At 45.5% G+C, this 13,359-nt stretch carries 13 protein-coding genes; 5 read left to right on the top strand and 8 right to left on the bottom strand.

From position 1 onward, the window contains the following. Nucleotides 1–140: 140 nt before the first annotated feature. Genes ispG through rlmN form a run of 4 tightly spaced genes read right to left on the bottom strand, consistent with a single transcriptional unit; the run spans nt 141 to nt 4,223 of the window. Nucleotides 141–1,256, bottom strand: coding sequence for a flavodoxin-dependent (E)-4-hydroxy-3-methylbut-2-enyl-diphosphate synthase (gene ispG, locus AC0VXX_RS05260; protein WP_475516225.1), 1,116 nt, complete (start codon nt 1,254–1,256; stop codon nt 141–143). A 19-nt stretch (nt 1,257–1,275) separates the two neighbouring features. Continuing rightward, complete coding sequence (gene rodZ / locus AC0VXX_RS05255) at nt 1,276–2,280, bottom strand: cytoskeleton protein RodZ (protein WP_475516224.1); 1,005 nt, start codon at nt 2,278–2,280, stop codon at nt 1,276–1,278. Next, nucleotides 2,280–3,065, bottom strand: a complete 786-nt coding sequence (gene pilW, locus AC0VXX_RS05250) for a type IV pilus biogenesis/stability protein PilW (RefSeq protein WP_475516223.1) — start codon at nt 3,063–3,065, stop codon at nt 2,280–2,282. The genes rodZ and pilW overlap by 1 nt, the downstream gene beginning before the upstream one ends. Before the next feature lie 36 nt (nt 3,066–3,101). After that, the gene (gene rlmN, locus AC0VXX_RS05245) at nt 3,102–4,223 is read right to left on the bottom strand and encodes a dual-specificity RNA methyltransferase RlmN (protein ID WP_475516222.1); all 1,122 of its coding nucleotides are present in this window, start codon (nt 4,221–4,223) and stop codon (nt 3,102–3,104) included. 146 nt (nt 4,224–4,369) lie between these two features. Between rlmN and AC0VXX_RS05240 the strand changes: the two genes are divergently transcribed. Both AC0VXX_RS05240 and AC0VXX_RS05235 read left to right on the top strand, forming a co-directional pair. Further along, entirely contained in the window at nt 4,370–5,485 is a 1,116-nt protein-coding gene (locus tag AC0VXX_RS05240; RefSeq protein ID WP_475516221.1) for a CNNM domain-containing protein, read from the top strand. Nucleotides 5,486–5,615: 130 nt separating this feature from the next. Next, complete coding sequence (locus AC0VXX_RS05235) at nt 5,616–7,358, top strand: bifunctional metallophosphatase/5'-nucleotidase (protein WP_475516220.1); 1,743 nt, start codon at nt 5,616–5,618, stop codon at nt 7,356–7,358. 19 nt (nt 7,359–7,377) lie between these two features. On the opposite strand, the gene AC0VXX_RS05230 is transcribed toward AC0VXX_RS05235, so the two are convergent. The 3 genes from AC0VXX_RS05230 to AC0VXX_RS05220 all read right to left on the bottom strand — a co-directional run bounded on the left by AC0VXX_RS05230 (nt 7,378) and on the right by AC0VXX_RS05220 (nt 8,648). Next, a complete protein-coding gene (locus AC0VXX_RS05230) occupies nt 7,378–7,878 on the bottom strand; it encodes a GNAT family N-acetyltransferase (protein ID WP_475516219.1) in 501 nt (166 codons plus the stop codon). Between the two features lie 115 nt (nt 7,879–7,993). Next, nucleotides 7,994–8,296, bottom strand: a complete 303-nt coding sequence (locus AC0VXX_RS05225) for an NrfJ (RefSeq protein WP_475516942.1) — start codon at nt 8,294–8,296, stop codon at nt 7,994–7,996. Nucleotides 8,297–8,429: 133 nt separating this feature from the next. Beyond that, nucleotides 8,430–8,648: a DUF3820 family protein gene (locus AC0VXX_RS05220; RefSeq protein ID WP_475516218.1), complete on the bottom strand. Its 219-nt coding sequence runs from the start codon at nt 8,646–8,648 to the stop codon at nt 8,430–8,432. Nucleotides 8,649–9,156: 508 nt separating this feature from the next. Here AC0VXX_RS05220 and AC0VXX_RS05215 point away from each other — a divergent pair. The 3 genes from AC0VXX_RS05215 (at nt 9,157) to AC0VXX_RS05205 (ending at nt 11,553) form a co-directional block, all read left to right on the top strand. Further along, nucleotides 9,157–9,900 (top strand): AAA family ATPase, encoded by a 744-nt coding sequence (locus AC0VXX_RS05215; RefSeq protein ID WP_475516217.1) that lies wholly within the window; start codon nt 9,157–9,159, stop codon nt 9,898–9,900. After that, nucleotides 9,860–10,288 (top strand): CopG family transcriptional regulator, encoded by a 429-nt coding sequence (locus tag AC0VXX_RS05210; protein WP_475516216.1) that lies wholly within the window; start codon nt 9,860–9,862, stop codon nt 10,286–10,288. Before AC0VXX_RS05215 ends, AC0VXX_RS05210 begins: the two co-directional genes overlap by 41 nt. 440 nt (nt 10,289–10,728) lie before the next feature. Further along, nucleotides 10,729–11,553, top strand: coding sequence for a M90 family metallopeptidase (locus tag AC0VXX_RS05205; protein ID WP_475516215.1), 825 nt, complete (start codon nt 10,729–10,731; stop codon nt 11,551–11,553). A gap of 22 nt (nt 11,554–11,575) precedes the next feature. Here AC0VXX_RS05205 and AC0VXX_RS05200 read toward each other — a convergent pair whose 3' ends face one another. Continuing rightward, nucleotides 11,576–13,039, bottom strand: coding sequence for an HDOD domain-containing protein (locus AC0VXX_RS05200; protein WP_475516214.1), 1,464 nt, complete (start codon nt 13,037–13,039; stop codon nt 11,576–11,578). Nucleotides 13,040–13,359: the final 320 nt, after the last annotated feature.

Here is a 13,359-nt window from a genome sequence, read left to right as displayed (position 1 = left end):
TCGTCCGAAATTAGCTGTAAAAATAAAAAAACGCCTCGCATTATAGGCGCATCATGCATAAACGCAAAACTGGCGACTAGCGCCAGTGAGCTATGCCACAGTGGCGGACATTACCGCGACTGTGACACCAAAAAATGGGGTTACTTGCTGATATCGCTCGCCGGAATGCGGGCATTAACTGCCGCCACTTTAGCGCGTATTTTCGCTTCGAGCTGATCGACAATATGTTCATTATCGAAACGCTCTTTTTGACGCACACCATCGGCATAATAGCCACTCTTACGATGGCCACCTGTCAGACCGATATCTGATACTAGCGCCTCACCGGGTCCATTGACCACGCATCCAATAATTGACACATCCATTGGGGTAACCACATCTTCGAGGCGTTGCTCGAGAGCGTTAACGGTAGCAATCACATCGAACTCTTGGCGAGAACAGGATGGGCAGGCGATAAAGTTAATCCCACGAGAGCGAATACGCAGCGACTTTAAAATATCAAAGCCAACTTTAATCTCCTCAATAGGATCGGCTGCTAGCGAAATACGCAGGGTATCACCTATGCCTTCAGCCAGTAACATGCCTAAACCAACGGCAGATTTTACCGAGCCTGCGCGGGCGCCACCAGCTTCGGTGATACCAAGATGCAGTGGTTGCTTAATCTGCTTAGCCAGTAAACGGTAGGACTCGACGGCTAAAAACACATCGGACGCCTTAACGCTGACTTTAAACTGATCGAAGTTAAGGCGATCAAGAATATCCACATGCCGCATGGCAGACTCAAGCAGCGCCTCTGGTGTCGGCTCTTTGTACTTGTCCATTAGATCTTTCTCTAATGAACCGCCATTAACACCAATGCGAATAGGAATATTTTTGTCTCTAGCACATTCAACCACACTGCGAATACGCTCTTCGTTACCTATATTGCCAGGGTTGATACGCAAGCAGTCAACACCGTATTCGGCCACTTTAAGGGCGATACGATAATCAAAATGAATGTCGGCGATAAGCGGGATATTGGTCTGCTGTTTAATCAGCTTGAAGGCTTCGGCAGCATCCATGGTGGGCACAGAAACACGTACCAGATCGGCACCGACTTTTTCTAAGGCTCGAATTTGAGCCACGGTAGCGTCAACATCGGTAGTGCGAGTATTGGTCATCGATTGCACAGCAATAGGTGCGCCATCACCGATAGGAACATCACCCACATAAATACGTGTCGATGGGCGTCTAATGATTGGAGACTCGTTGTACATCTTATTTTACTCTTCTACGTCAAAGATTGGCTGAGCTAGTTAATGTCAATCTCGCTACTCGACCCTTAGGGAATTTGGCCAAATCGATGTTTTTGCCATTGATACTCAAAGTAAGCGATTGCGGCGCCCCTAATATAACCTTAAACGGCTCCTGCCCAAAGACATTCAACTGACTGCCAGCCTTCTTTAAGCCGTTAACTAAGATTTTGCCTTGTGAATCGGTGACCTTAATCCAGCAATCATCGCTTAAGTTCATCGCCACCGCCGACGCAGTTGAAGCACCTTGGCTGTTTGAGCTGCTATCTGGGGTTTGGACAATTGGAGCGGCGTTATCGATAGTGGTCTCACTGGCAGGCTCACGTTCAGTCTCTGTTACCGCAGTTCCAGAATCATTAGTCTCAGATGCCATAGATTGAGCACCACTGGAACTTGGAGCGCTGTGCTCTTCAGCGGTCACCACATCTTCTGCTATTTCGTCAGCTTTAATCAATTGTTGACCTGCATCGAACAGCGTTCCTGCGGGGCTCACCGATGCATCAAGGGATATATCAGCGACCTCTTCTGCAGTTAACTGCGACAGATCAACCGCGGCTATATCTGACTTTTGTACCCACCAGAGCACGAGTAACGCCAATAAGGCAAAAATAATAAAGTAAGTGACCATCATCAGACGACCATCTCTGGCTTGACGGGTAGTTTTTCGTGAAAAACTCTGCATAGTAGGCGCATTGATCACCGGAAAATGATGCGCCAATGCCTCGTCAAGTTCCTGCTTGTTTAAACCAACGATACGGGCATAGTTTTTTATGTAACCCTTGGCGTAGGTTACTGAAGCGATATTATCAAAATTGTCGGCTTCAATATCACTGACAATGGTCGGCCGTAAGTGCAATAAGTCTGCTACTTGTGCCACAGTTAAGCCCTGCTTTTCTCGCGCCTGCTTGAGCAGCTCGCCAAGTTTTGGGGCCGGATGAGTAGTATTATCGTCATCGCCATTGAGCATATCGATTTTATCATCTGTCATTAGTACATACTTTCTCGATACTGCTTAGCCTCATCGGAGCTGGGAAATTTAGCCAGTAATAAAATACCAAACTTCTTCACCGCTTCCGTATTGTTGAGGCCTTGCTCTATTTTAATTCCCAACGCTAAACTTTGAGCGGACTCAGGTACAACTCGATGATAACGAGCTAGCCCATCTTTGGCCGCTTGATAGTGACCGAGCTCAAAATCTATTTCACTCAGTTCTAATAATGAAGTTGCACGGCGAGGATCGTAATTAAGCGCCATACCAAAGTAACGTTGTGCTTTTTTTAAATCACCCGACTCACGGCTGCAGATCCCTAAATTTTCATAGCTGGCTGCAGAACGGGTATATTTGGGCATTTTGACCGCTTTAAGGAACATTTGTTCAGCTTGGTCATACTTTTTCTGCTGACATAAGAAGACGCCGAAATTATTCATCGAGTCTCCCGTAGCATCGCTAGCATTAATCGCCTGACGATAGGCTTTTTCGGTCAGTTCAATTTCACCAACGGCCTGATAGTAGTAGGCGAGCGCCACGTGGACATCTTCGAGATTGGGAGCGAATTCTAATGCCTTATCAAGGTTATACTTGGCTTGCTCGCTGTTGCCCTTTTGTAGATAGGTCAACCCCAGCTGAACTCGCTGACGCGCAGCGGAGACATTATCAAAGGCGCGCTCAGTAACGGGCACATCGGTGCCGCTGTAGGTTCGTTCGGTTACACAACCTGACATCATTAAGGATGTCAGGCTAATCAACAACACCATTTTTGGCTTTTTGAGCATGATTCGCAAGCCTATACTATTAGCAGATACAATAAGTTAGTTTATTGTGACTGAAATCTGACTATCTTGCATGCGTTTTTTCGCTAAACGTTTAGTTCTGTCTCGAATATCACCGGCTAACTGCCCACAAGCCGCATCAATATCATCGCCGCGAGTCTTACGCACAATAACAGTCAAGCCATATTCCATCAACACCTTAGAGAATCTGTCGATACGTGAATTTGACGAGCGACCATAAGGCGAACCTGGATACGGATTAAATGGGATCAAATTGATTTTACACGGTGTGTCCTTCATCAATTGAGCCAATTCATGGGCTTGCTCTGTGCTGTCATTAATGTGATCAAGCATCACGTACTCAACCGTCACTCGGCCACGGTTGGCGTTTGACTTGGCTAAGTAACGGCGAATAGCCGCTAAAAAGTCTTCCAAAGGATACTTTTTATTAACGGGAACAAGCACATCACGTAGTTCATCGTTAGGCGCATGAATACTGACCGCCAGCGCCACATCTAAGTTATCGCCAAGAATATCTAATGCGGGTACCACACCAGAGGTAGATACCGTGACGCGGCGCTTAGATAAACTAAAGCCAAAATCATCAAGCATGATATCGATAGCTGGCATGACGTTTTTCAGGTTAAGCAGTGGCTCTCCCATTCCCATCATCACTACGTTTGAAATCGGACGCTCGCCGGTCTCTTTCTGAAAACCTAGAAAATGACATACACGCCAGACTTGGCCGACAATTTCTGACACAGTCAAGTTACGATTAAACCCTTGCTGCGCCGTTGAGCAGAAGGTGCACTCTAGCGCACAACCCACTTGCGATGATACACACAAGGTGGCACGGTCTTCTTCAGGAATATAAACCGTTTCCACTTCTTGGCCGTTACCTACGTTGATGGCAAACTTGATGGTGCCGTCAGCAGATTTTTGGTAGTTAGAGATCTCAGGAGCAACAATTTCACAGCGCTCGGCAAGCTTGCCACGCAGTACCTTGTTGATGTTGGTCATCTCTTCGAAATCACTCACGCCAAAATGATAAATCCACTTCATCAATTGATCGGCACGAAACGGCTTTTCACCCATCTCGGAAAACAATGCTCTTAACCCTTTACGGTCAAGATCCAATAAATTGATCTTTTTCTCACTCATTTTGACTAACCTCAACACCAAATACCTGCCACAGGGCGGCGAATTATACAGACACCAGCAAATTTTAGCCAGCAACGAAATAGACTATGATATTATTGCCGCTGAGCTAATATTGGCTTGTTACTCGGAGTTATTTTAACCCCACTATGATAACCCTTATTGTGATTATCTTGGTCGCTATTGGAGTCTCGTTTCTCTGTAGCGTATTTGAAGCAGTACTATTATCTGTCACACCTAGCTACATTGCTAATTTGAAAGAGACTAACCCTGCAGCAGCTGATCGTTTAAGTCAGCAAAAGGCTAACGTTGAGTCGCCACTGGTGTCGATTCTAACGCTTAACACCATAGCACATACTGTCGGTGCAGCGGTGGCTGGCGCACAAGCGGCAAAAGTCTTTGGCGATGAAATGTTAGGTATATTTTCTGGTGTACTGACTTTCTTAATTCTGTTCTTTTCAGAAATTATTCCGAAAACATTAGGCGCAAACTATTGGCGCAGACTAGCCCCTAGCGTATCGCTGGCCTTAGTCTGGATGGAACGTATTACCAAACCTTTAATCTGGATGTCGCAACAAGTGACTCAGTTAATGGGTAAAGGTGATGACGGCTCTTACATCCGCCAAGAGTTAAGTGCTATGGCCAAAATTGGTCATGAATCAGGTGAGCTCGATGAGCAAGAATCCAAAATTTTAACCCAGATGTTATCGGTTAAAGAGATGCCTGTTACTGCGATCATGACGCCCAGAACGGTGATGTTCAGCTTGGACGGCAATATGACCCAACAAGACTTTGCTAAAAGACATCAAAAAAGTCCGTTCACTCGCATCCCTATTTTCGAAGATGATCGCGATAACATCATAGGTTACATCAACCGTAACGCGATATTGCTGTCTGAGCGCAATACGCCCGAAGCCCCGATTTCGGCGCTTAAGCGTAACTTGCTTATCGTACCTGAAACAGCAAAAATATTGCCGTTATTTGAATTGATGATTAAGCGCAGCACCAAAATTGCCATGGTCGTCGATGAATACGGCAGCAACCAAGGTTTGGTGACCTTAGAAGACATTATCGAATCGCTGCTGGGGCTTGAAATCGTTGACAGCAACGATCCTGTCACCGACATGCAGCAACTGGCGCGTAAATTATGGAAACGTCGAATGACCCATAAAGGTATTCGCATTTCAGATGAAGGCGCCTTCGATGAGGATGGCAGCAACGACCATATTGGTGACGATAAACAACAAGATCTCCTTATCAAATAAGCGTTATAGGCATTAGAGCAGAGTCCACACTCTGCTTTAACCCTGCACAGCATTATAAAGGGAAGCTTCGGCTTCCCTTTTTCATTTTAGTCTGGTGCGTTATAATCCCTCTCTGAAACAAGAGGCCTACATGACAATAAGATATACCCTAAAGCTTGCGCACATTAACGATACCCATTCACATTTTGACCCTTCACGGGTGCAATTTATCCTCACCGAACAGCAACAACAGTACGAGGTGTATAGTCACAGTGGCGGTTATGCGCGCATTGGCTATCACGTTGAACGCGCGCGTAAGCAGGCACAAGTCTCGCAGCAATCCTTCTTATTTCTCCATGGCGGCGACAGCTTTCAGGGCACCCTTTATTTTAATCAATTTAAAGGTGTGGCCAATGCCGACCTATTAAGACGGCTGAGCCCTGATGCTATGGTACTGGGTAATCATGAAATTGATGCGGGCAACGGCCCAGTAAAAGACTTTCTCGACGCTATCGACTTCCCGCTATTAGCGGGCAACATGGATCTGAGCCAAGAAGAGGCCAATAAAGAGGCGCCGCTGAGAAATCATCCACGCCTATTTGACTATATCCATCAAGAAAGTATCGCCAAAACAATACTCAAACCCCTCGGTGATACGCAAATGGCGATCATGGGCATCACCCTAGATCAAATGAAACTGATCGCGCGCCCCGATGACGACACGCTGTTTGCCAACGCCATCGACACTACACGTAACACGGTTAATGCATTACACCGCCAAGGGATAAAGCACATTATTGTGCTAAGCCATTTGGGTTGGGATATGGACAAACAGCTGGCGGCGTCAGTTGATGGCATCAGCCTTATTGTGGGTGGGCACTCGCATACCCTGCAAGGTGACTTTGCCAAGCTAGGCATTAACGCCCTCCCCTATGGCGAGCGCGTCAATAGCACGCCTATTTTGCATGCCGGTAAATACGCCGAAACGCTAGGGCTGTGTGATATCGAATTTAATGCCCAAGGTGAAGTTATCGCCCTTGATGGCAGTAACTATTTTATGCTCGATAAACACTTGATCATCGAATCAGAAGAGCAAGTCAGTCCAGAAGTTTATCAGCAGCTGTGGCAACAACTCGATACCCATCCTCACGTATTGTGGGATGAGCAAAACGATGAGATCCACAAGGTGATTCAGCAACAATACCGCCCAGCGATCACCGAGCTCGAACATCAAGTGCTCGGCTTTATCCCCAGAAATTTAGTCCATACTCGCTTACCCAGTAAAGCGCTTCCCCACGGCAGTGAGATCGCCCCTTGGGTATGTAAAAGTATTTATCATGAAACCAAACGTCTGCACACTGAACTCGATTTTGCGCTGCACAACGCAGGCGGCGTGCGTCAATCGCTAAATAAAGGGCCAGTAACCATGGCCGACGTATTGGGTCGTTTATTGCCCTTCGCCTTGCCGCTAGTGCAATACCGAATTCAGGGGAGGTTTTTGTATCAGACCATAGAGTCGGCGATTAACTCGGCAACCAATAACAGTATTTCTGGTACTGGGGCCGGTAGTTTCCCTTACACATACGGCTTGCGCTATTGCTATGATGGTCGCCGCCCCATTGGCGAGCGGATCCTCACTCTTGAGGTGTTAAGGATCCATCATGAGCAGAAGCTGTGGTATCCAGTAAGCCTCGATGGCTATTACTATGGGGTATCATCGACCTACACCGCCTCGGGTAAAGAGGGCTACCACCCTCTGCTTGAAGCACAGTGGCAACACCCTTTGGAGGAGTTAACCCTGCCTAGCGCGTTTATCCGCTTTATGGAGCGCGAGCAAGGGTTGAACGGATTATTAACGCCGCAAGTGGAATACACCAGCCATTTACGGCCTTAAGCCTTAGCTTAATACGAGATCACGACAGCGTTTTCGACAGATAAAAGGCTTGGAATACTTGGCCACACTTCTCTTGATAACGCTTGTGATGCAAGTTAAAGCCTTGGGAGATAAATAGGCCGTGTGACAGTCTAGATGCATCGACACTCAAACGGTTAACGCCAATTTGCAACGCCCATTGCTCAACGGTTTGATACAGCGTCTTTGCAAGTCCCTTCCCTTGATATTCAGGCAGCACATATAAGCTGTCGATATAACCACGGCTATGAAAATGGGTTTCAACATTAATAAACCCAACGCATAGCCAGTGTTCACCCACATACTGCTCAGTATCAACCATTAACCAGGCGGCTGTCCGCGTCAGTCGCTTGTGCCAATGGTAGGCCGATCTCGGTGCCGCTGACCAAGCCTGTTTTTGCGCCGCGCTGTAATGGCACTCTGCAATCTGTTGCACCGCACTGTGGTAAAGTCGGCTGACTTGCAAGGCATATCCAGCCTGATAAGGGATCACACTGTACATGGATAGTTGATAGTTAAGGTAGGCTTAAAGTGACGCTAGTTTGCATTAAATCGAGGCAAAAAAATAGCACCGATAATGACATATCGGTGCTATTAAAGAATCGTAAGCAGACGGGTTATTTTTTATCGATACGGCCAACAAATAGTAATTCATCAAAAGTGCGATTCAGTGTTTTGCTAGTGAAATCATTCATCCACATCTGCTCTTGCACTACAACGACATCACCTTTGGTTAATTCGACCTGAGGGCCTGCAGCCCAAAAGGTTTTATCGGCTTGTTTAATCTGTACATAGGTGTAACCACCGGCATTCATGGTATCGACCACTTTACCTTCATGTACGATACCCGCCGCCCATGCGCTTGAAATCCCCAAAGCCAGGGTAGCGACTGCAACCAAACGTACTAATTTAGCTATCATCATATTTCCTTATCTAATTTAAGATCACCTTTGCATTAAAGCATGGCTTAGGTGATAAATCTTTAGCCAATACAGAGAAATTGCCTAGCAATACTAAAGTTTTAGAGCAAGCTCTCATTCCCCACCATCAGCTTTACTGTTTGGGAACTAATAGCGGAGCTAACATTCCCTCTAGCCCATTAAGTTTAATCTCATACATTAAAGCCAGCTGCTGACCTAGCTTACCCTCAGGAAATCCTTTGCTGTGAAACCAGACTAAATAAGGTTCAGGTAACTGCAGTAGCTTACGTCCAGCATATTTGCCAAACGGCATGGTTTGATTGATAGCTTCAAGTAGCAGCTTGTCATCCATTAATAGGTACTCATCGGGACATTCAGAAGTATGGCTATTGGAACATAAAGTGTGATCTCTGCCTAGCCTGACATTACACACTTACATATAACAGGCATAGATCTGCTCAGCTTTATTCCATAAGGTATATATTAAATTCGAATTTAAAACCAGAATTTCAAAACTATTTAACATATCAATCATTCATCTGAGTATTAACCCAAGCCGTCGGGTTACAATTATCGACACCCTCCAGTCATATAAAAAACATAACCAATTGTTAATAAACATATAATTAAATATTTCATCACATCAACCATCAGTGCCAACTTTTTGCCATTTACTCATTTAGGTCAATATAATGGCGGGTGTCATTATCAAAAAAAGTGTCAAAATTCATACTGTTGACTGATAACACTTAACCCCCTAAATTAACTAACAAGATCGGTTCCACAAGTGTTAAACACAGGAGCTTGCGGTCTGAATAAATCAATAACATCGGCAATCATTAGCAGTCGAGAGGAACGAGATGATCATTTTAGTTGGCGGTGAAAAAGGTGGCAGTGGCAAGAGTTGTCTGGCCCAAAACGTAGCAGTATTTCTAACAGTAGAATGCAGCGCCTCGGTTATCATGGTTGACTGCGATCCCCAGCGCACCACATCTGACTGGATCCAAGCGCGTAATAACAATAGCGATTTAGCCAGTATTAACTGTGTACAACTGTACGGCAAAATTCGCAACGACTTACTTAGCCTCGAACAACATTATGATTACGTTATTGTTGATTGTGGCGGACAAGATAACTTAGCCCTTCGAGCGAGTATGTCTGTGGCCTCCCATGTATTGATGCCGCTCAGACCTAAACGCCGCGACCTAAAAACCGTAAGCCATATGGATGATATCGTCGCCACCTGTATGATGATTAACCCTAACATGCGCGCTTCCTTTGTTATCACTCAATGCCCTAGCCTTCCTAATCAAGCTAATCGCATTATCGAAGCCAAAGAGGTCTGCAAAACTTACGATATCAATGTACTCGATGCGATCACTTACAGCCGTAATATTTATGATGACAGTGAAGAGTCTGGGTTATCGGTAATGGAGACGGAACCTAAAGGTAAAGCCGCCGACGAGATCCGCCGTATTGCCTGTGAAATGTTACAAGCTGCGAATGCCACAGAAATACGCAATCGTCTCGCCGAAAAACAGATGGATAAGTTAAGAGGTAACTATGGGACTGGCCGATCTCAAGAAAAACTCTACGCGGTGTGAACAAAACGATAGTCAGCGACAGGCTAAACAGGTTTCGTTAGATGCATTAATCAATGACTTTATTGATGATGCTAACCATTACGCCAGTGGACGCCCCGAGCAAACCCGCACCATGGCACAAGTCATTGCACTTGAAACTGGCTTTAACGGCGTACATCAGCCACTGACGTTATCCTCTAGTGCGACTGTGGCGCAGCGTAATAAAAACGTCGCGCCCTACCGAAAGGCGACCTTTACCTTGAGCGAGTCCGCTATCGCCCATCTGGCTGAATTAGCCAATGGTTGTGATATGGCTAAATCAAAGTTGATCCGCTTTTTGATTGAACATCATTACTCACTTAGTAACATCGAACGTCGACAAAAAGAGCAATCAATGAGTGTCGATTAACTTAAAATGTCAGTTAAACAACTGTAGCTGAGACTCAAAACTCGCGTTTGAATACGACACAATAGACTTTACAAAGACAGTAAGCACTCCGTTTCTTCCGACCTTTTCTGGCAGCGAACTTTCCCAAATAGTTCATCCACGCTGCCAGCTTTTTTTGTTTCAGCCATTTTATTGTGTTGATTGCCATCCCATATAAGCAAGCCTACCGCTAACCCTTATTAAACAAGGCTTACCCAAACCACAATTCAAACCAGGCAAGACGTCCAATTTTACGGACGACAGTTCAATGACAAGGTTGTAGTGACAAGCACTTGTAATGCCTTTGATATGGGCACGGATACTCAAGGCAGCTTATTGCACACAACCAGAGACAATCCACATCGCCCTTGAAAACCGATAGCGCGCCCAAATATTAATCATATCGAATGAAGGAGATTGAAATGCTGGCGATTTTTCTCATAGCCTTGCTTAGCGGCGCAGCCATTAGCTATATTTTGCTCAAGCCAGCATATATCAGGTTTAAACGACACAAAATTAAGGCTCAACCTTTTCCTAGCCATTGGCGCACCATAATTAAACGACGTATGCCCTATTTTCGCGCTTTACCGAGTGACTTACAGTTACAACTTAAACAACACATCAAAATTTTTATTGCCGAAAAACAATTTATTGGCTGCCAAGGTATCGTTATTGATGACGAGATCAGGGTCACTATTGCGGCACAAGCGTGCCTGCTCTTGCTCAACAGAAATACAGACTACTATCCCAAATTGAAACAGATATTGGTCTACCCTAACCTCTTTATCGTCAACAACTCACAGCGTAATACCGACGGCGTAGTATGGGATAGGCAAAACGTATTGTCGGGAGAGTCATGGGAATTTGGCAAGGTGGTTCTGTCATGGAATACCGCGAAAGACGATGCCGCTCAGCCTAATAATGGCCATAATGTGGTTATCCATGAATTTGCCCACCAGCTAGACCAAGAGGATGGTCACTCCAACGGCGCGCCTATTTTAGCCTCACCCCGAGATTACGCCACGTGGTCTGAGGTGATGCGTAAAGAATATGCAACCTTACAATATCAAGCTGAACATCGGCTACCCTCACTGTTTAACTATTACGGTGCGACCAACCCGGCGGAGTTTTTTGCTGTCGTCACTGAAACATTTTTTGAGCAGCCAGAGCAATTTTATCAACAACATCCAGCACTATATCAGCAGATGAGCCACTTTTTTAAGCTCGATCCCGTCAACTGGCATTAGCCGGGGCTCAGTCTTAATAACGTTAATGACCTAATGACATAGACAAACACACATTGGTAAGTTGCGCAAAGTGGGTAAAACGCTCAAAGTCATCTTGAATAATTGGCCTATCCGAGCTGTGGCGATCCGCATACAAAATACCAATCACTTTATTGTCGATGATCACTGGAGCCAACATAAACCCCGTAGCCGAGGTATGCTTAATCAGTTCGCTCGTAATATGCAAACGCCACTTATCCGCGTAAGGATTATCGATAAACAGCGACAATTTACTATCAATACAGTCAGAAAAGACACTTTTACGCGGCAGCAGCTCAATAAGCAAATCATGCTTCATCGACTCGGCGTTATCACCCAACACAATGCGCGGTTGCAAGCGTTTGCGATTTGGCGACAACAACATGACACTACATCGGTCAAGCCCTATACCCATTAACATCCCCTCCAAGGTAATGCCAATGACCTCATTAAAGTTAGCTCGGCTCATGGCGCAGTCGGTTAATTGGCGGAGCTTATTCATTTGTACGGCGACATTCGGTTGACGTAACGAGTTCATTGCAGCAGCCTGATCCATCGGCAATGCCAACCCTTTAGTACTAGGTAAATAATCCACTAACACTTGAGCGCCATAACTTTCGGCTAACTTTTGGGTGGCCTCACTACAGCTAAGCATACGATTTTTAAATTCATCTATATCGATAGCTAACATATCCGCCGCCTGCTTTATCCGCTTATTAAGCATGATCATGTCGATAGGATTAGCTTGCATCTGCTCACTGATCTTATTAGCTAAAAAAATAGCCCTGATCTCTGGCATACGGTCATCGGGTTGAGATAAAGACTTTACCAATACATCACCTAAGCCCCAACTTCTTGCTATACCTATCGACAATTGGTTAAAAGAGGTGCCTAAATGCTCGCGTACTAGGCCGCTTTGCAATGCAGGCTCGGCGAGAGTTAAGTCGGCGTCGAGCCGCTCGGTGATCTCACCGCCCATACTCCAAAAGGCACTTTCGCCAAGATGATAGAGCAATGCAGCAACAAACACCTCTTCTTGTAACTCTTCATCGTGCTCAATAAGCATCATTTTTGCCAACATTGCCGCCTGAAAAGCGCGCGCCATTAAGCTCAACAGACGTTGGTATACAGGCTCAGATAAGCCCTTGTTATCTAATAGGCTACTAAGGAGTTTAGCGGTGATACAGATATTACGTATAGTATCGAAACCTAATACCACAGCTGCGCGGCTGATCGTAGTGACATGGGAGATGCCCTTATTGTATATCGCACTGTTCGCGACCCTTAATATGCGCGAGGTTAGCGCATTATCATGCATCACACTACGACCTAAAATGGCCAAGGAGGAGGTATCATCTTTGGCCAGTGTCTCTAACGATTTGACCATAGATGACAGCGCTGGCATCTCTTGTTCACTGATGCGTTTGGCCCAATAATCGGTGCCTTTACCTGGATTAACAGCCTTCAATGGTTACTCGACTCTAGAAGAAATGAAATATGGTCACAGCGTCACAACCAACGCTAAGTAGTCATAAGTATAGACCCAAAAAATATTAACATAACAGACACATGTAAGCATGACTTTATACTTTTGCATTACATCACAGTTTTACCGTTTTACTTGGCGACATTGGGTGGATGTGTAACCACAGGCTTCACAACTTAGCCGCTAGCGAGTGAAGGCATCATTAATGTCGCCTCCCCATGTTAAAACCTGTATGCAGTGCTGACTCAGCCGACAGATTATTGTTCCAAAACCAGTATGAGTAAAAAGTAAACGCGGTCAGA

This window comes from Shewanella sp. QJM3NY_23, from assembly GCF_056173105.1.
Note: the sequence above shows the minus strand (reverse complement) of the source record. Positions and strands in the feature narration are given on the sequence as shown.